The 18461-nt window shown below is 67.6% G+C and carries 19 protein-coding genes; 14 read left to right on the top strand and 5 right to left on the bottom strand.

Features of this window, described 5'->3' with window-relative positions; all coding sequences use genetic code 11:
* Positions 1–8 precede the first annotated feature (8 nt).
* The 5 genes from ABL838_RS16490 (at position 9) to adk (ending at position 3184) form a co-directional block, all read left to right on the top strand.
* Positions 9–434 (top strand): ExbD/TolR family protein, encoded by a 426-nt coding sequence (locus ABL838_RS16490; RefSeq protein WP_371287180.1) that lies wholly within the window; start codon positions 9–11, stop codon positions 432–434.
* 84 nt (positions 435–518) lie between these two features.
* Entirely contained in the window at positions 519–1457 is a 939-nt protein-coding gene (gene lpxK, locus ABL838_RS16495) for a tetraacyldisaccharide 4'-kinase (RefSeq protein ID WP_418125874.1), read from the top strand.
* Positions 1438–1620, top strand: coding sequence for a Trm112 family protein (locus tag ABL838_RS16500; protein ID WP_007836935.1), 183 nt, complete (start codon positions 1438–1440; stop codon positions 1618–1620). Before lpxK ends, ABL838_RS16500 begins: the two co-directional genes overlap by 20 nt.
* On the top strand, positions 1617–2390 hold the full coding sequence (gene kdsB / locus ABL838_RS16505; RefSeq protein ID WP_369662185.1) for a 3-deoxy-manno-octulosonate cytidylyltransferase: 774 nt from the start codon (positions 1617–1619) through the stop codon (positions 2388–2390). Before ABL838_RS16500 ends, kdsB begins: the two co-directional genes overlap by 4 nt.
* A 137-nt stretch (positions 2391–2527) precedes the next feature.
* Entirely contained in the window at positions 2528–3184 is a 657-nt protein-coding gene (adk, locus tag ABL838_RS16510) for an adenylate kinase (protein WP_418121193.1), read from the top strand.
* A 63-nt stretch (positions 3185–3247) separates the two neighbouring features.
* Here adk and ABL838_RS16515 read toward each other — a convergent pair whose 3' ends face one another.
* On the bottom strand, positions 3248–4213 hold the full coding sequence (locus ABL838_RS16515; RefSeq protein ID WP_418121194.1) for an asparaginase: 966 nt from the start codon (positions 4211–4213) through the stop codon (positions 3248–3250).
* 73 nt (positions 4214–4286) lie between these two features.
* Between ABL838_RS16515 and lexA the strand changes: the two genes are divergently transcribed.
* The 9 genes from lexA to ABL838_RS16560 all read left to right on the top strand — a co-directional run bounded on the left by lexA (position 4287) and on the right by ABL838_RS16560 (position 13524).
* A complete protein-coding gene (gene lexA, locus ABL838_RS16520) occupies positions 4287–4970 on the top strand; it encodes a transcriptional repressor LexA (protein WP_126024049.1) in 684 nt (227 codons plus the stop codon).
* 148 nt (positions 4971–5118) lie between these two features.
* Positions 5119–5496: a hypothetical protein gene (locus tag ABL838_RS16525; protein ID WP_418121195.1), complete on the top strand. Its 378-nt coding sequence runs from the start codon at positions 5119–5121 to the stop codon at positions 5494–5496.
* 124 nt (positions 5497–5620) lie between these two features.
* Positions 5621–6628: a D-2-hydroxyacid dehydrogenase family protein gene (locus tag ABL838_RS16530; RefSeq protein WP_093202278.1), complete on the top strand. Its 1008-nt coding sequence runs from the start codon at positions 5621–5623 to the stop codon at positions 6626–6628.
* Positions 6625–7782: an MFS transporter gene (locus ABL838_RS16535; protein WP_418121196.1), complete on the top strand. Its 1158-nt coding sequence runs from the start codon at positions 6625–6627 to the stop codon at positions 7780–7782. The genes ABL838_RS16530 and ABL838_RS16535 overlap by 4 nt, the downstream gene beginning before the upstream one ends.
* A gap of 150 nt (positions 7783–7932) precedes the next feature.
* Positions 7933–9453, top strand: coding sequence for a 3-hydroxyacyl-CoA dehydrogenase (locus tag ABL838_RS16540; protein WP_418121197.1), 1521 nt, complete (start codon positions 7933–7935; stop codon positions 9451–9453).
* Positions 9454–9486: 33 nt separating this feature from the next.
* Positions 9487–10269 carry an oxepin-CoA hydrolase, alternative type gene (locus ABL838_RS16545; protein WP_126024045.1) on the top strand — a complete coding sequence of 261 codons (783 nt, stop codon included), beginning with the start codon at positions 9487–9489 and terminating at the stop codon, positions 10267–10269.
* A 77-nt stretch (positions 10270–10346) separates the two neighbouring features.
* Entirely contained in the window at positions 10347–11066 is a 720-nt protein-coding gene (locus ABL838_RS16550; RefSeq protein ID WP_093202289.1) for a Crp/Fnr family transcriptional regulator, read from the top strand.
* 50 nt (positions 11067–11116) lie between these two features.
* Complete coding sequence (locus tag ABL838_RS16555; RefSeq protein ID WP_418121198.1) at positions 11117–12223, top strand: phosphotransferase; 1107 nt, start codon at positions 11117–11119, stop codon at positions 12221–12223.
* Positions 12224–12252: 29 nt separating this feature from the next.
* Entirely contained in the window at positions 12253–13524 is a 1272-nt protein-coding gene (locus ABL838_RS16560) for an acyl-CoA dehydrogenase family protein (protein WP_019652449.1), read from the top strand.
* A gap of 70 nt (positions 13525–13594) precedes the next feature.
* Here ABL838_RS16560 and ABL838_RS16565 read toward each other — a convergent pair whose 3' ends face one another.
* The 4 genes from ABL838_RS16565 to ftsH all read right to left on the bottom strand — a co-directional run bounded on the left by ABL838_RS16565 (position 13595) and on the right by ftsH (position 18295).
* Entirely contained in the window at positions 13595–14098 is a 504-nt protein-coding gene (locus ABL838_RS16565; RefSeq protein ID WP_184637594.1) for a GNAT family N-acetyltransferase, read from the bottom strand.
* The gene (glmM, locus tag ABL838_RS16570; RefSeq protein WP_184637592.1) at positions 14095–15432 is read right to left on the bottom strand and encodes a phosphoglucosamine mutase; all 1338 of its coding nucleotides are present in this window, start codon (positions 15430–15432) and stop codon (positions 14095–14097) included. Before glmM ends, ABL838_RS16565 begins: the two co-directional genes overlap by 4 nt.
* Complete coding sequence (gene folP, locus ABL838_RS16575; protein WP_418125875.1) at positions 15429–16250, bottom strand: dihydropteroate synthase; 822 nt, start codon at positions 16248–16250, stop codon at positions 15429–15431. The genes glmM and folP overlap by 4 nt, the downstream gene beginning before the upstream one ends.
* Positions 16251–16375: 125 nt before the next feature.
* Positions 16376–18295 (bottom strand): ATP-dependent zinc metalloprotease FtsH, encoded by a 1920-nt coding sequence (ftsH, locus tag ABL838_RS16580; protein WP_019652445.1) that lies wholly within the window; start codon positions 18293–18295, stop codon positions 16376–16378.
* Positions 18296–18461: the final 166 nt, after the last annotated feature.

Consider the following 18461-nt stretch of genomic DNA (forward strand, 5'->3'; position numbering starts at 1 on the left):
GCGCCCGCATGCAGTTCCGCCACGGCGCGCGCGACGAGCCGGAGATCAACCTGATCCCGTTCATCGACGTGCTGCTGGTGATCCTGATCTTCCTGATGCTGTCGACCACCTACAGCAAGTTCACCGAGATGCAGCTGCGGCTGCCCACGGCTGACGTCGACGCCCAGCGCGACTATCCGAAGGAAGTGATCGTGGCGGTGTCGGCCGACGGCCGCTATTCGGTCAACAAGAATGCCGTGGCCGACCGCAGCGTGGAAACCGTGACGGCCGCCCTCGCCGCCGCGGCCACCGGGGGCAAGGACAGCGTGGTGATCATCAGCGCCGACGCGACGAGCCCGCACCAGGCCGTGGTGACGGTGATGGAAGCCGCGCGCCGCGCCGGCCTGATGCAGATCACCTTCGCGGCCCAGTCGACGGCGCAAGCCGGGCACTGAGTGCCTTCGGACGGCGGCAGCAACAGCGGCAACCCGGGTTCGCGCCTGCAGGAGGCCTGGCTGCACCGCGGCCTCCTGGCCTGCATGCTGTGGCCGCTGTCGCTCGTCTACGCCGCGCTGTTCGCCGTGCGCGGCTTGTTCTATCGCATGGGATGGCTGCGGACCGAACGCGTGCGCGTACCTGTGATCGTGGTCGGCAACGTGATCGCTGGCGGCGCGGGCAAGACGCCGGTCGTGATGGCCGTCGTGCGCCACCTGCAGGCGCGGGGCATTCGGGTCGGCGTGGTGTCGCGCGGCTATGGCCGCCGTACCGATGACTGCCGCGAAGTGCTCGGCGACAGCGATCCGCAGGATGTGGGCGACGAGCCGGCACTGATCCACCATGCGACCGGGGTCCCGGTGTTCGTGGCGCGCCAGCGCATCGATGCGGCCCGCGCGCTGCTCGAGCGGCATCCGGCCACGCAGGTCATCGTCAGCGACGACGGGCTTCAGCACCTGGCATTGGCGCGCGACATCGAGATCTGCGTATTCGACGACCGGGGAATCGGAAACGGCTGGCGGTTGCCTGCCGGCCCGCTGCGCGAAGCCTGGCCGCGCCGTTGCGATCTGGTGCTGCACAGCGGATCGCGGCCGGCCTTCGCGGGCGGCCATACCGCCACGCGGACCCTCGCGAACGAGGCCCTGGGCAGCGACGGAAACCGCGTGTCGTTGGCATCCCTCGCAGGCAAGCCCTTGACCGCGCTGGCGGCGATCGCTCGGCCCGACGCCTTCTTCGAAATGCTGCGCGCCCGCGGCCTGACGCTCGCCGACGTCATCGCCCTGCCCGATCACTTCGATTTCGAGAGCTGGCAACGCCCGTCCGGCAAGGAGCAGATCCTCGTCTGCACCGAAAAGGACGCCGTCAAGCTGTGGCGCAAGGCGCCCGATGCGCTGGCCGTGCCGCTGGAGTTCGTGCCGTCCGCGGAATTCTTCGCCGCACTCGACGCAAAGCTATCATCGCTCGATGGATACCAAGCTGCTTGAACTGCTCGTCTGCCCCGTCACCAAGGGGCCGCTGACCTGGAACCCCGAGAAGCAGGAGCTGTGCTCGCGCAGCGCCCGCCTGGCGTATCCGGTGCGCGACGGCATTCCGGTGCTGCTCGAGAACGAGGCACGCACGCTTTCCGACGAAGAGCTCGGGCTGTGAGCTTCACCGTTCTGGTTCCGGCGCGGCTCGCGTCGACACGGCTTCCCAACAAACCCCTGGCCGATATCGCCGGCGTGCCCATGGTGGTGCGCGTGGCGCAGCGCGCCAGCGAGTCGGGCGCTGCACGCGTGGTGGTCGCCGGCGACGATCCATCCATCGTCGAAGCCTGCAAGGCGCATGGCGTCGAGGTTGTGCTCACGCGGCAGGATCACCCCAGCGGCACCGACCGGCTGGCCGAAGCCTGCGAGCAACTGGGCCTGGATGGTGAGGACATCGTCGTCAACGTACAGGGCGATGAGCCGCTGATCGACCCCGCGCTGATCGACGCCGTGGCGTCCACGCTCGCCACGCACGCCGAGGCGGCGATGAGCACCGCCGCCCACGAGATCGACTCGGTCGGCGACTTCATGAATCCCAATGTCGTGAAGGTCGTGCTCGATGCGCAGGACAACGCGATGTACTTCAGCCGCGCGCCGATCCCTTGGTGGCGCGACGGCTCCGCCAATGGCGCCGCACCTGCGATGCTGCCTGCCACCCCCGCGGCACTGCGCCACATCGGAATCTATGGCTACCGCGCCGGCTTCGTACGGCGATTTCCTTCGCTGCCCCCTGCGCCCGTCGAGTCGACGGAGGCACTCGAACAGCTGCGCGCGCTGTGGCACGGGCATCGCATCGCGGTGCATGTGAGCCATGTGGCGCCGGGGCCCGGCATCGACACGCCGGAAGACCTGGCGCGCGTGCGAGCCGTCTTCGCGGCGGCCGGCGCCTGAGCCTGCGCGTCTCCACGGCCACCGACAGCGGGATTTCCCGAAGGGCACGCATGCTATCCTCGAAGCAACTCCGCCCAGCCCAGCCATGGGGCCGACGCTCGGCGCGACACAAAATCTAAGAACCGTCCGAGGACACCATGAGACTAATTTTGCTGGGCGCGCCCGGGGCGGGCAAAGGCACGCAAGCGGCCTTCATTTGCCAGAAATACAGCATTCCCCAGATTTCGACCGGCGACATGCTGCGCGCAGCCGTCAAGGCCGGCACGCCCCTCGGGCTGCAGGCCAAGGCCGTCATGGACGCCGGCGCACTGGTCAGCGACGACCTGATCATCAATCTCGTGAAGGAACGCATCGCGCAGCCCGACTGCGCTAGCGGCTTCCTGTTCGACGGCTTCCCCCGCACCATTCCGCAGGCCGACGCCATGAAGGCGGCAGGCGTCAAGCTCGACTACGTGCTCGAGATCGACGTGCCCTTCGGCGACATCATCGAGCGCATGAGCGGCCGCCGCTCGCATCCGGCTTCGGGCCGCACCTACCACGTCAAGTTCAACCCGCCCAAGGTGGAAGGCAAGGACGACGTGACCGGCGAGGACCTCATCCAGCGCGAGGACGACAAGGAAGAAACCGTGCGCAAGCGGCTCGACGTGTACAGCCAGCAGACGCGTCCGCTGGTCGACTACTACTCCGCCTGGGCCAAGGCCGATCCGACCGCCGCGCCTAAGTACCGCGCCATCAAGGGCGTGGGCACGGTCGACGAGATCACCCAGCGCGCCTTGGCCGCGCTGAGCAGCTGATCGAAAGATCGACCGATCATCCGACTCGCAGCAAACCGCCCCTCCAGAGGGGCGGTTCTGCTTTCAGCCCAGCAATTCGAGCATCAGGGCGATGCGGGCCTTCGCGGGCGTCAGCGAGCCCGCATCGCGAAGCGGATCCCCCGCCTTCGGCAGGATGCGCCCGTTCGAGCAGCGGGTGGCTCGGAGCACCTCGATGCCGGCGTCCCGGGCCTTGAGCGCGGCAGCTTCCAGCGCATGGTGCAAGGTGCCGTTGCCGGTGGTGGCAAGCACCAGTCCGCGCAGAGGATCCACTCCGCCCGCCTGAAGCAGCGCCTCGATCACCGCACCGCTGGCACCGGCGTGGCTCATCACGATCTCCACGCGCGGCCACTGCACCTCGGTAGCACCGAAGAGCTTCACTACCGGCAGCGTTCCGCCTTGCGGCCACGACCGGACAAGGCGTACCTCGCCCTCCTCCACATAGCCCACGGGGCCCGCATCGCCCGAAGCAAAGGCGTCCAGCCGATAGGTATGGACCTTCTGGATGTCGACGCCGGCATGGATCGCCCCCGCGCACACCACGGTGACTCCGTGCGCACCCCGTGAGGCGGCGACGCTGATCGCATCACGAACGTTCTGCGGACCGTCCGGCGACAGCGCAGTGGCTGGGCGCATCGCGCAGGTCAGCACGACGGGCTTGGACGGCACCAGCACAGAATGCAGGAAGAACGCGGTTTCCTCGATCGTGTCGGTGCCGTGCGTGATCACCACACCCGCCACATCGGCCTGCGCCAGCCAGTGCGCGCAGCGCCGGGCCAACTGCTGCCAGATGGCGAAGGACATGTCCTTGCTGTCGACCTGAGCCACCTGCTCGGCCTCCAGCATCACGCCGTCGGGTGCCTCGATGCCACCCAGCAGGTCGGCCACGCCCACCTGCGCGGCGGTGTAGCCGATGTTGTCGCCGCTGCTGGCGGCCCGGCCCGCGATGGTGCCGCCGGTGCCCAGAACCACCACGCGGCGCGGCAGTTCGGGCGAAGAGGAATTGACCATGGCTTGTCAACTTCTAAAAACTGGTTAAAAATACAGGCACTGGATATCCAACCAGTGCCGCAAGGAACCACACATGCAGTTCGCCGTGAAGCTTACAGCCCGCCAGCAGCAGATCCTGGACCTCATCCAGAGCGCCATCGCACGCACCGGTGCGCCACCCACGCGCGCCGAAATCGCCAATGAACTCGGATTCAAATCGGCCAATGCCGCCGAAGAGCACCTGCAGGCACTGGCGCGCAAGGGCGTCATCGAGCTGGTCAGCGGCACCTCGCGTGGCATCCGCCTCAAGGGCGACGCGCTGCGCTCGCTCAACGAAACGCGCCATCGCGAGGGTGGACAGTTCTCCCTCTCGCTGCCCGGCATGGCCCAGCTGGCGCTGCCGCTCATCGGCCGTGTCGCAGCCGGCTCGCCAATCCTGGCTCAAGAGCACGTCGACCAGACCTTCTACGTCGAGAACACGCTGTTCCAGCGCCAGCCCGACTACCTGCTCAAGGTGCGCGGCATGTCGATGCGCGACGCCGGCATCATGGACGGCGACCTGCTCGCGGTGCAGGCCACCAAGGAAGCACGCAACGGCCAGATCGTTGTCGCGCGCCTGGGCGACGAAGTGACCGTCAAGCGCCTGAAGCGCAACAAACAGGTCATCGAGCTGCACGCCGAGAACCCCGATTACCCGACCATCATCGTGCAGCCCGGCGAGCCTTTCGAAATCGAAGGCCTCGCGGTCGGCCTCATCCGCAACACCATGCTGATGTAGGCCGCGGCGGCCTGCTTTCCAGAGCAACAGCACCCCATCCGGCAGCGACAGGTGGCGGGCGTATGGCGAAGCTTCTTCGCCATCACCCTGTCGCGGCCGATTCAAGAAATCCTGCCTGTGTTCAACCTCATACTTTTTTGGAGTTCACATGGGAATCGCCCTCCTCGCCATCGCCGACATCTGGATGCCGCTGCAATCGCTGGCCAACCGGCTGATGCCGGCACGCCGCCCCTCCCATCGCAGGGATCATCTCGATTCCGCAGAGTCCTCCGCTGGACTGCGCTACGTGGCCGTGCGCCCCGCCTGTGCAGCCCGCACCGGCGGCACCGCCCCTTCTGAAAAAGCCGCTGCGGCACGCCCGCTGCGCGTGGTCCGCGTGGTCGACGGCAAGGGCCAGCAGCGCAACAGCAACCGGGTGCTGATCTCCGGCCGCATGGCCGACGTCTGCGCCGAACTCGACCGCCTGGCCGCTCTGGAAGCCGCCGAAACCATGGCTGCGGCCCCTCGCTCGACGCGTCTGCATTGAACCTGCACTGAGCCCGGCATCGGGTCCTGTACGGGGCCCGAACCGCTCTACAAGCGGCTGCAGGGCGGGTATCCAAACGTTCGCCGGCGCGACATTCCAATGCTGCGAGGCACAATGGCACGCCATGAACATTGTGATCCTCGACGATTACCAGGACGCCGTACGCAAGCTGCGCTGCGCTTCCAAGCTGGACGCATACGCGGCCAAGGTCTATACCAACACGGTCAAAGGCATTGGGCAGTTGTCGGTCCGACTCAAGGACGCCGACGTGATCGTGCTGATCCGCGAACGCACCCAGATCTCGCGCCAGCTCATCGAGAAGCTACCCAAGCTCAAGCTCATTTCCCAGACCGGGCGCGTCGCCGGACACATCGACGTCGCGGCCTGCACCGAGCGCGGCGTGGCCGTGGCAGAGGGTTCCGGCTCTCCCCAGGCGCCCGCCGAGCTCACCTGGGCGCTCATCATGGCCGCCATGCGCCGGCTGCCGCAGTACATCAGCAACCTCAAGCACGGAGCTTGGCAGCAGTCCGGGCTCAAGTCGGCCTCGATGCCGCCCAACTTCGGCATCGGCTCCGTACTCAAGGGCAAGACTCTGTGCATCTGGGGCTACGGGCGCATCGGCCAGCTGGTGGCGCGCTACGGGCAGGCCTTCGGCATGCAGGTCGTGATCTGGGGCCGTGAAGCCAGCTGCGCCAAGGCGCGCTCCGACGGCTTCCAGGTGGCCCAGAACCGCCATGAGTTCTTCGCCGCGGCCGACGTGCTGTCGGTGCACCTGCGGCTCAACGAAGAGACCAACGGCCTCATCACCCTCGAGGACCTCTCGCGCATGAAGCCGACCGCCCTGTTCGTGAACACCTCGCGCGCGGAGCTGGTCGAGGCCGATGCCCTGCTCGCGGCCCTCAACCGCGGCCGCCCCGGGCTGGCGGCCGTCGACGTGTTCGAGAGCGAACCGCCGCTGCAGGGCCACGCGCTGCTGCGCCTCGAGAACTGCATCTGCACGCCGCACATCGGCTACGTCGAGCAGGAAAGCTACGAGAGCTACTTCGGCCAGGCCTTCGACAACGTCGTGAGCTACATCAACGGCAACCCCACGAACATCGTGAATCCCGGCGCGCTGCAGGTCCGTCGGTGAGCCAGCCGGCGCCACGGAGGGCGCTCTGTGCGCTGCTTGCCGGCAATTTCGTGATCGGAACGGGCGTGATGGTCGTGCCCGGCACGCTCAACGAGATCAGCGCCTCGCTCTCGGTCACGGCCGCCACGGCGGGGCAGCTCATCACTGCCGCCGCGGCGGTCATGTGCGTAGGCGCACCGTTGCTGGCCGCCGCAGTGGCCGGATGGGACCGCCGCCAGCTTCTCGCCCTCACCCTCCTCTGGTACGCCATCGGCCACGTTCTCTGCGCGCTCATGCCCACCTTCGGCACCCTGCTGCCGGTGCGCATGCTCACGGTGATCGCGCCCGCGATCTTCACGCCCCAGGCCGCCGCCTGTGCCGGCCTGCTTGTGCCGCCGGAGCATCGCGGGCGGGCCGTGACCTTCGTCTTTCTCGGCTGGTCGATGGCCTCTGTGCTGGGCCTGCCCATCGGCGCGCTGATCGGCGGGCACCTGGGCTGGCGCATGGCTTTTGCGGCGATTGCGGCGCTCAGTGTCGCGAGCGCGACATCGGTGTGGCTCACCTTGCCCAACGGCATCCGCCCCGCCGCGCTGACGGCCGCCGCATGGTCGCGCGTGCTGCGCAGCCCGGTGCTGATGGGCATTGTCTCGGTCACGGCGCTGCAGGGCGCGGGCCAGTTCGTGCTGTTCAGCTATTTCGGCCCGATCCTCAAGCAGAGCTTCGGCGCCGACGCCACCACGCTGAGCGTGATGTGGGCGCTGTTCGGTGCCTGCGGGCTGGTCGGCAACATGGTGGTCAGCCGCTTCATCGACCGCGTGGGCGCCGGGCGCATGGTGCTCGTCACCACGGTGCTGATCGCCTCCAGCCTGCTGCTGTGGCCGCTGGCCTCCACGCTGGCGTGGCTGGCGGTGGTGCTCGTTCCCTGGGGACTGGGCTGCTTCGCGACCAACTCGGCGCAGCAGGCCCGCCTGGTGGGCCTGGCGCCCGCGCTGGCGCCGGGCTCGGTGGCGCTCAACAGTTCCGGCATCTACACCGGGCAAGCCGTGGGCGCAGCGCTGGGTGGCTGGCTGCTCGCCAACGATGCGGGCGCATGGATGAGCTGGGTCGGCCTCGGCCTGCTGATGGTCGCCATCTCGCTGAGCGTGGCCATCGACCGCAGCCGTCGTGCGCCCTGAAAGCGCGCCCCCGCGTAAAACCCGTCACGCCCCGCCCGCGCGGGGCTGCAAAATCGAAGACTTCGACAGCAGTGTCGATGCGTACGGCACCTGTGTCGACGCCTGCCCCGCAGGTCCGGATACCACCCAACCAGTGAAAATCTCCAGCAAATGACAGTGAACTACTCCCGAATCGGCGTCGTCGGCGCCGGCGCCATGGGTCGCGGCATCGCGCAGATCGCGGCGCAGGCAGGCAGCGACGTGCTGCTGCTCGACAGCTTTGCGGGCGCCGCCGAGCGCGGGCGCGAAGCCCTCAGTGCCCAATGGAACAAGCTGCACGAGAAGAACAAGATCGACGCCGCCATGCGCGACGCGTACATCGCCCGCGTAAAGGCTGTCGATTCAATCCAGGCGCTGGCCGGCTGCGACCTGATCGTCGAAGCCATCGTCGAAGACCTGGAAGTCAAGCGCAAGCTCTTCAGCGAGCTCGAAGGCGTGGTGGCGGAGACTGCCACGCTGGTCACCAACACCTCATCCCTCTCGGTGACGGCCATCGCAGCCGGCCTGAAGCATCCGGCGCGCGTCGCGGGCTTCCACTTCTTCAACCCGGTGCCGTTGATGAAGGTGGTCGAGGTGGTCGCGGGCTTCAAGACCGCACCCGAAGTCTGCAAGCAGCTCGCCGGCTACGCCACGCAGATGGGCCACAGCGCAGTGCAGGCGCAGGACACGCCCGGCTTCATCGTCAACCATGCAGGCCGCGGCTACGGCACCGAGGCGCTGCGCATCGTCGGTGAAGGCGTGGCCGATTTCGCAACCGTCGACCGCATCCTCAAGGACCAGGCCGGCTTCCGCCTCGGCCCCTTCGAGCTGCTGGACCTGACGGCGCTCGACGTGTCGCACCCGGTGATGGAGTCGATCTATCACCAGTACTTCGAGGAGCCGCGCTTCCGCCCCAGCGTGATCACCGCGCAGCGCCTTGCCGCCGGCGCGCTGGGCCGCAAGACCGGTGAAGGCTTCTACCGCTACGACGACGGCGTGATGCAGCAGGTGCCCGAGGCGCCCGCGCCGGTGGTCGAAGGCACGCCTTCGGTGTGGGTGTCGCCGCGCGCGGCACGCCGTGCCGAGCTGCTGCGCCTGGTGAACACGCTGGGTGCGCAGATCGACAGCGGCGCCACCGCCGCGCCGCATTCGCTGATCCTGGTGGCGCCGCTGGGCTTCGACGTGACGACGGTGGCCGCGGTCGAGCGCCTGGACGCCACGCGCACCGTCGGCATCGACATGCTGATCGACGACGCGGCCACCAAGCGCCGCGTGCTCGCCACCAACCCGGCCACGCGCCGAGACATCCGCGATGCAGCGCACGCGCTCTTCGCACGCGACGGCAAGGCCGTGAGCGTGATCCGCGACAGCGGCGGCTTCGTCACGCAGCGCGTGATCGGCACCATCGTCAACATCGCCGCCGACATGTGCCAGCAGCGCGTGTGCACGCCGGCCGACCTCGAGACCGCCGTGCAGCTGGGCCTGGGCTATCCGCGCGGCCCGCTGGCCATGGGCAACCTCTACGGACCGACCAACATGCTCGAGGTGCTGTTCAACCTGCAGACGGTGTATGGCGACCCGCGCTATCGCCCGAGCCCATGGCTGCGCCGCCGCGGCGCGCTGGGCCTGAGCCTGCTGCACGAGGAAGAATGATCACGAAATGAACGAGGAGCACGGAAGCGAGCCATGAGCACCGCAGAACTCAAGAGCACGAGCGAGGGCAGCACCATGGTGCTGACGATCTCCAACCCGAGCCAGCGCAACGCGCTGGGCCCCGACATCTACGCAGCGGGCATCGAGGCGCTCAACGGCGCCGAGAACAGCGCGGAGATCCGCAGCGTGGTCATCGTGGGCGAAGGCTCATGGTTCTGCGCCGGCGGCTCGCTGCAGCGGCTGCTGGCCAACCGGCAGCTCGACCGCTCGGTTCAGGCCGAGAGCATCGAGGGCCTGCACAACTGGATCGATTCGATCCGCACCTTTCCCAAGCCGGTCATCGCCGCCGTCGAGGGCGCGGCTGCCGGCGCGGGCTTCTCGCTCGCGCTGGCCTGCGACTTCGTGGTGTCGGCGCGCGATGCGGTCTTCGCAGCCTCCTACAGCAACGTGGCGCTGTCGCCCGACGGCGGCCTGAGCTGGCACCTGGGCCGGCAGCTGCCGCGCCAGCTTGCGAGCGAATGGTTGATGAACGGCGAGCGCATCGAGGCTTCGCGCCTGCATGCGCTGGGCCTCGTCAACGAGCTCACCGAAAGCGGCCAGGCCCTCGCGGGCGCGCTGGCGCTGGCGGGCCGGCTCAATGCGCGCGCACCGAACTCGCTGGCCAGCATCAAGGAGTTGCTGAGCGAGGCCCGGGGCGCCACGCTGGCATCGCAGCTCGCGCAGGAGCGAGACCATTTCGTGCGCAACCTGCACCACGCGAACGCAGGCATCGGCATCGCCGCGTTCCTCGAGAAGAAACCGCCGCAGTACGAATAGCCGAGTAACCGAGCAACGCCGCATAGCGTCGCTCCCGTGACACCCACCAGCCTTCCAGTCGCCGAGAGGACAGACCAATGGACGACCCCATTCTTACCATCGAAGAACGTGAAGCGATCAACAGTGGTCGCTGGTTTTCTTCCCTTTCTCCATCGCTGCGGCACGACATCCTCCGATGCGCCTTCGTCAAACGCTACAAGGACGGCGACCTGATCGCTGCCCGCGGCGATCCGCCCGAACACTGGATCGCCTGCGCCAAGGGCGCGGTGCGGGTGAGTTCGACGGCCGTCTCGGGCAAGCAGGTGACGCTGACCTACGTGGAGCCGGGCATCTGGTTCGGCGACGTGGCGATGTTCGACGGGGACCGGCGCACGCACGACACCTACTCGCATGGCGACACCACGATCCTGTGCGTGGCACGCGCCGACTTCCAGAAGATCCTGGCCTCGCACGTGGAGCTGTACGAGGCGCTGATGCGGCTGCAGGCGCGGCGCATCCGCACGCTCTTCGGGCTGGTGGAAGACCTCAACACCCTGCCGCTGCGCGCGCGGCTGGCCAAGCAGCTCATCCACCTGGTGCGCAGCTACGGCGTGCCCAACCTGGAAGACGGCAGCCAGATGCGCATCGGCTTGCAGCTCGCGCAGGAAGAACTGGCGCAGCTGCTGGGTGCGTCGCGCCAGCGGGTCAACCAGGAGCTCAAGACCATGGAGCGCGAGGGCACCATCCGCATCGAGCCGGGCGGCCTCGTGGTGCTCGACCGCTCGGCGCTGATGCGCGTCTCGGAAGCTGAAAGCTAGAGCGACAAATACAAGCAGAACAACAACCACAGGCAGACAAACATACCGACATGAGCCAGGACTTCTCCTCCTTCATCGGCACCCGTGCCGTCTCGCAACAGCACGCCTTCGACGTCGACGCGCTCGCGGCCTGGCTCGGGAAGAACCTCGACGGTTTCAAGGGCCCGCTGACGGTCGAGATGTTCAAGGGCGGCCAGTCGAACCCGACCTACAAGCTGGTCACGCCCACGCAGAGCTACGTGATGCGCGCCAAGCCGGGCCCGGTCGCGAAGCTGCTGCCCTCGGCCCACGCGGTGGAGCGCGAGTACAAGGTGATGAGCGGCCTGGCGGGCACCGATGTGCCCGTGCCGCGCATGTACTGCCTGTGCGAGGACGATAGCGTCATCGGCCGCGCCTTCTACGTCATGGAGTTCATGCAGGGACGCGTGCTGTGGGACCAGTCGCTGCCCGGCATGAGCAATGCCGAGCGCGCCGCCCACTACGACGAGATGAACCGCGTGATCGCCGCGCTGCACACCGTCGACTTCGCCGCCCGCGGCCTGGCCGACTACGGCAAGCCCGGCAACTACTTCGAGCGCCAGATCGGCCGCTGGAGCAAGCAGTACAAGGCATCGGCCGACGGCGCGGGCGAGCTCTCGCAGCCCATCGAGGCCATGGAGCGGCTGATCGACTGGCTGCCCGCGCACATGCCCGCGAGCGCGCGCGACGAGAGCAAGGTGTCGATCGTCCATGGCGACTATCGCCTCGACAACGTGATGTTCCATGCCACCGAGCCGCGCATCATCGCGGTGCTCGACTGGGAACTGTCGACGCTCGGCCACCCGCTGGCCGACTTCAGCTACCACTGCATGTCGTGGCACATGCCCCCGACCACCGGGCGCGGCATCGGCGGCGTCGACGTCGCCTCGCTGGGCATTCCCACCGAGAGCGAATACATCCGCCGCTACTGCGAGCGCACCCGCATCAGCACGCCCGAGGCGCTGGCGCCGGACTGGAACTTCTACCAGGCCTACAACCTGTTCCGCATGGCCGCGATCCTGCAAGGCATTGCCAAGCGGGTCGAGGCCGGCACCGCGTCGAGCGAGCAAGCCGTGGCTTCGGCCCGCGGCGCCCGCCCCATGGCCGACATGGCCTGGCAGTTTGCCCAAAAGGCATAAGCCGCCCCACCCCACCAGGAGAGACAAAGATGGACTTCGAATACTCGGCCAAGACCAAGGACCTGCAAAAGCGCGTGCAGGCATTCATGGACGACCACATCTATCCGGCCGAAGCCGAGTACGCCGCCGAGCTGGCCGCGAACACCGCCGCCGGCAAGCGCTGGACGGCGCTCAAGACGGTCGAGAAGCTCAAGGAGAAGGCCAAGGCGCAGGGCCTGTGGAACCTGTTCCTGCCGGTCGACAGCGCTGCCGCCTCGGGCTATGACGGCGCGGGCCTGACCAACCAGGAATACGCACCGCTGGCCGAGATCATGGGTCGCGTGCCATGGGCTTCGGAAGCCTTCAACTGCTCGGCGCCCGACACGGGCAACATGGAGACCATCGCCCGCTACGGCTCCGAAGAGATCAAGGCCCGCTGGCTCAAGCCGCTGCTCGAAGGCCAGATCCGCTCTGCCTTCGCCATGACCGAGCCTGAAGTGGCCTCGAGCGACGCCACCAACATCTCCACGCGCATCGAGCGCCAGGGCGACGAGTACGTCATCAACGGCCACAAGTGGTGGATCTCGGGCGCGGCCGACCCGCGTTGCGCGGTCTTCATCACCATGGGCAAGAGCGACCCCGAGGCGCCGCGCCACTCGCAGCAGAGCATGATCGTGGTGCCGGCCGACGCCAAGGGCATCCGCATCGTGCGCCCGCTGAACGTGATGGGCTATGACGACGCGCCGCACGGCCACGTCGAGATGTACTTCGAGAACGTGCGCGTGCCCGCCAGCAACATGCTGCTGGGCGAAGGCCGCGGCTTCGAGATCGCCCAGGGCCGCCTCGGCCCGGGACGCATCCACCACTGCATGCGCCTGATCGGCCTGGCCGAGCGCGCGCTGGAGTTGATGTGCAAGCGCGCCTCCTCGCGCGTGGCCTTCGGCAAGACCGTGGCCTCGCAGACCGTGACGCAGGAACGCATCGCCGAGGCCCGCTGCAAGATCGACATGGCACGCCTGCTCACGCTGAAGGCTGCGTGGCTGATGGACGTGGCCGGCAACAAGGTCGCAAAGAACGAGATCGCCATGATCAAGGTCGTCGCGCCGTCGATGGCCTGCCAGGTGATCGACTGGGCCATGCAGGTCCACGGCGGCGGCGGCATGTGCGACGACTTCCCGCTGGCTTCGGCCTACGCCGGCGCGCGCACGCTGCGCTTCGCGGACGGTCCGGACGAAGTGCACCGCAATGCGATCGCCAAGTGGGAACTGGGCAAGTACGCGCCGGGCAAGGCCGACGCCGAAATGCCGGTGACGCGCTTCTGATCTGGCGGTAGAGAACAAAGGGCCGGTGGCGAACGATTCGCCCCGGCCCTTTTCCTTTGGTGGTTTGCCCTCAGAGCTTCTTCTGCAGGAAGACTGCGGTGCCGAATGCCGGATCGAGCTGGTAGCCCGCGAAGCCTTCGCGCTCGTAGGCGCGCAGCGCGGGCGTGTTGCCCGAAAGCACCTCCAGCGTGAGCTTGCACGCGCCGCGGCGACGAGCTTCTTCCTCTACCAGCGAGAACATCTTCTGCGCCACGCGCTGCCCGCGATGGCTGGGCAGCACGACCACGTCGTGCACGTTCACCAGCGGCTTGCAGGCGAAGGTCGAGAAGCCTTCGATGCAGTTGATCAGGCCCACAGGCTGCCCGCCGTCGTAAGCCAGCACGGTGAAGGCCTGGGGGCGCGCGGCCAGCGCCGAGGGCAAGTCTGCGAGCACCGCGGGATCGAGCGGTGCGCCGCCGCCGGCCGGGTCACCGGCATAGGCGTCGAGCAGACCGACCAGGGCGGTCGCGTGGGCGGCGTTGCGGTAGTCGGCGATGAAGACTTCGATCGGCTGCGCGCCGGCCGCTGCTGTCATCGCGCAGGCTCCAGCGTGGCCGCGAGGCGCCTGGCGCACGACTCGGCCTGCTTCGCATCGCGAGCCTCGACCATCACCCGAACCAGCGGCTCGGTGCCGCTCGCGCGGATCAGCACGCGGCCCGAATCGCCGAGCTCGGCCTCGATGCGCGTGGTTTCGCTGGCCAGCGCCTTGTTGGCCTTCCAGTCCTGGTCGGGCGAGATGCGCACGTTGATCAGCGTCTGCGGGAACAGCGTGACGCCTTCGAGCAGCTGCGCTACCGCCTTGCCGCTGCGCACGCAGGCCTGCAGCACCTGCAGCGCGCTCACGATGCCGTCGCCGGTGGTGTGGCGGTCCAGCGCCAGCAGGTGGCCGGAACCCTCACCGCCCAGCAGCCAGCCGCGCTTGTCGAGCTCTTCGAGCACATAGCGGTCGCCGACCTTCGCGCGCACGAATTCGATGCCCTGCCCGCGCAGGGCGACTTCGACGGCCTTGTTGGTCATGAGCGTGCCGACCACCCCCACCGGCTTGTCGCCGCGCGCGATGCGCTCGGACACCATCAGGTAGAGCAGTTCGTCGCCGTTGAACAGGCGCCCGCTCGCGTCGACCAGCTGCAGGCGGTCGGCGTCGCCGTCGAGTGCGATGCCGTAGTCGGCCTTCTGCGCCGTCACCGCGGCGATCAACGCCTCGGGGTGCGTGGCGCCGAAGCCCTTGTTGATGTTCAGCCCGTCGGGCGCGACGCCGATGCTCGTAACTTCCGCGCCCAGCTCGTGGAACACGTTGGGCGCCACCTGGTAGGCCGCGCCGTGTGCCGCGTCGACCACCAGCTTCATGTCGCGCAGCGTCAGGTCGTTGGCGAAGGTGCTCTTGCAGAACTCGATGTAGCGGCCGGGCGCGTCGTTGAGGCGGCGCGCCTTGCCGAGGTTGGCGGAATCGACCCAGACCGGGTCTTCCTCCAGCGCGGCCTCGACGGCCAGCTCCCAGGCGTCGTCGAGCTTGGTGCCCTGCGCGCTGAAGAACTTGATACCGTTGTCCGGATAGGCGTTGTGGCTCGCGCTGATCACCACGCCGAGGCTCGCGCGCTGCGCGCGGGTGAGGTACGCCACGCCGGGCGTCGGCAGCGGGCCGAGCAGCACCACGTCGACACCGGCCGAATTGAAGCCCGATTCGAGCGCGGATTCGAGCATGTAGCCCGAGATGCGCGTGTCCTTGCCGATCAGCACCGTGGGGCGAGACTGCGTCTTCTTGAGCACGCGGCCCACGGCGTGCGCGAGGCGCAGGACGAAGTCGGGAGTGATGGGCGCCTTGCCCACGGTGCCACGGATGCCATCGGTGCCGAAATATTTGCGGGTCATGGTGTGGGTGCCTGTCCTTGTGGTTGTAGTTGTGACTTTTCCTGAGCCTTCATTGCGCGCCATACCGCGAGCGAGGCGACCGTGTCGCGCACGTCGTGCACGCGCACCACGGCAGCGCCCCGATCCGCCGCCAGCACGGCAGCAGCAACGCTGGGCACGATGCGCTCGCCCGCCATCTCGATGCCGGTGACGGCGCCGATCGACGACTTGCGCGACCAGCCCAGCAGCAGCGGATGACCCGCCGCGAGCAGTTCGCGCTGGCGCGCGAGCAAGGCGAAGTTCTGCGCCACCGTCTTGCCGAAGCCCACGCCGGGGTCGAGCGTGATGCGCGCAGCGTCGACGCCGAGGTCGTAAAGAAGCTGCGCCTGCTCCCGCAGGAAAGAAAGGACTTCCGGAACGATGTCGCCCGCCATGGGCACGGCCTGCATGGTCTGCGGATCGCGGTGCATGTGCATCAGGCAGATGCCGCAGGAAGGATGCGCCGCGACCGCCTCGCGCGCGCCCGGCTGGCGCAGCGCCCAGATGTCGTTGACGATGTCCGCGCCCAGGTCGAGCACGGCGCGCATGACCTCGGGCTTGTAGGTGTCGATGGAGATAGGCGCATTGAGCTTCACCGCCTCGCGCACCACCGGCACCACACGCGCCAGTTCGGCTTCGAGCGGCACCGCCGGGCTGCCGGGGCGGGTCGATTCGCCGCCGATGTCGAGGATGTCTGCGCCCTCCTTCAGCAACTGCTCGCAGTGCCGGAGGGCCGTCTCGGTGGAGTCGTGGGCGCCGCCGTCCGAAAAGGAATCGGGTGTGACGTTGACGATGCCCATCACGCGCGGCTGCGCGAGGTCGATGCGGAAGCGGGAGGTCTGCCAGAAAGCGCTGCCGGCCGCCGCGTGCTCGCCATCGAAAACGGGGCCAGAGGCCCCGTTGTGGTTTGACGCCGGATTCGCGCTCACGCTGCGTTGGGAGCCGGGTCGGTCGTCACGGCCGGCGTGCCGCCGCTGCCGCCACCGCTGCCCGAAGGCGGGATGCGCGGCGTCCAGTCCTTGGGCGGACGGGGCGCGCGGCCGGCCATGATGTCGTCGAGCTGCTCGGTGTCGATGGTTTCCCATTCGAGCAGCGCCTTGGCCATGGCGTGCATCTTGTCGCTGTTCTCCTCGATCAGGCGGCGCGCCAGGGCGTACTGCTCGTCGATGATGCGGCGAACTTCGGAGTCGACCTTCTCCATGGTCTGCTCGCTCATGTTCGTGGTCTTGGTGACCGAACGGCCCAGGAACACTTCGCCTTCGTTCTCGGCGTAGACCATCGGCCCAAGGGCATCGCTCATGCCGTACTTCATGACCATGTCGCGCGCCAGGTTGGTCGCACGCTCGAAGTCGTTGCTGGCACCGGTGGTCATCTGGTGCATGAACACTTCCTCGGCGATGCGGCCGCCGAACAGCATGCTGATCTGGTTCAGCATGTACTCGCGGTCGTAGCTGTAGCGGTCCTGCGAGGGCAGGCTCATGGTCACGCCGAGGGCGCGGCCGCGCGGAATGATCGTGACCTTGTGGACCGGGTCGCACTTGGGCAGCAGCTTGCCGATGAGGGCATGGCCGGACTCGTGGTAGGCCGTGTTGCGGCGCTCTTCCTCGGGCATGACCATGCTCTTGCGCTCGGGGCCCATGAAGATCTTGTCCTTGGCCTTTTCGAAGTCCTGCATCTCGACCACGCGCGCATTGCGGCGGGCGGCCATCAGGGCAGCTTCGTTGCAGAGGTTGGCCAGGTCTGCGCCCGACATGCCGGGCGTACCGCGGGCGATCACGCTCGGGTTCACGTCCTGGCCCAGCGGGACCTTGCGCATGTGCACGCCAAGGATCTGCTCGCGGCCGCGGATGTCGGGCAGCGTGACGTAGACCTGGCGGTCGAAACGGCCGGGGCGCAGCAGCGCGGCGTCCAGGATGTCCGGGCGGTTGGTGGCAGCCACCACGATCACGCCGAGGTTGGTTTCGAAGCCGTCCATCTCGACCAGCATCTGGTTGAGCGTCTGCTCGCGTTCGTCGTTGCCGCCGCCGAGGCCGGCACCGCGCTGGCGGCCCACCGCGTCGATTTCGTCGATGAAGATGATGCAGGGAGCGTTCTTCTTGGCGTTCTCGAACATGTCGCGGACGCGGGCAGCGCCCACGCCGACGAACATTTCGACGAAGTCGGAACCGGAGATCGAGAAGAAAGGCACCTTGGCCTCGCCGGCGATCGACTTGGCCAGCAGCGTCTTGCCGGTGCCCGGAGGGCCGACCAGCAGCAGGCCTCGAGGAATGCGGCCGCCGAGCTTCTGGAAGCGCTGCGGGTCCTTCAGGAAGTCGACCACTTCACGGACTTCTTCCTTGGCCTCGTCGCAGCCCGCGACGTCGGCGAAGGTGACCGTGTTGTTGTTCTCGTCCATCATGCGGGCCTTGCTCTTGCCGAAGCTGAACGCCCCGCCCTTGCCGCCGCCCTGCATCTGCCGCATGAAGTAGATCCACACGCCGATCAGCAGCAGCATCGGCCCCCAGCTGACCAGCAGGGTCATGAGCAGGGAGCTTTCTTCGCGCGGCTTGACGTCGAACTTGACGTTGTGGTCGATCAGGTCGCCCACGAGGCCGCGGTCGAGCACGGTTGCAGTCGTGCGGATCTTGCGGTCGTCGTTCGTGACAGCGACGATCTCGCCGCCTGCGGCGCCTTCAGGAATGACGGCGCTCTTGATCTGGTTGTTGCGGACCTGGTCCAGAAACTCGGAGTAGCTGACTGTCCCCGAGCCGACGCCGCCGCGGGTGTCGAACTGCTTGAAGACAGTGAACAACACCATGGCGATGACGAGCCACACGGCAACTTTGGAAAACCACTGATTGTTCAAACGAAGCTCCAGGCTAAAGCGCGTGACAGGTGAATGAAAAAACGCGCTGTGGGTACGCAATTGCGCCCCATTTTAGGCTTTTCAAGCTGCGAAAAGCTGGCATTTCCCTAATGCGGCCATAGCCTGACATGGGTTTGCGCCGCAAAGGATGTTGCTCGGGCCGGTA

The organism is Variovorax sp. 160MFSha2.1, assembly GCF_048305075.1.
GTDB classification, from domain to species: Bacteria; Pseudomonadota; Gammaproteobacteria; order Burkholderiales; family Burkholderiaceae_C; genus Variovorax; species Variovorax guangxiensis.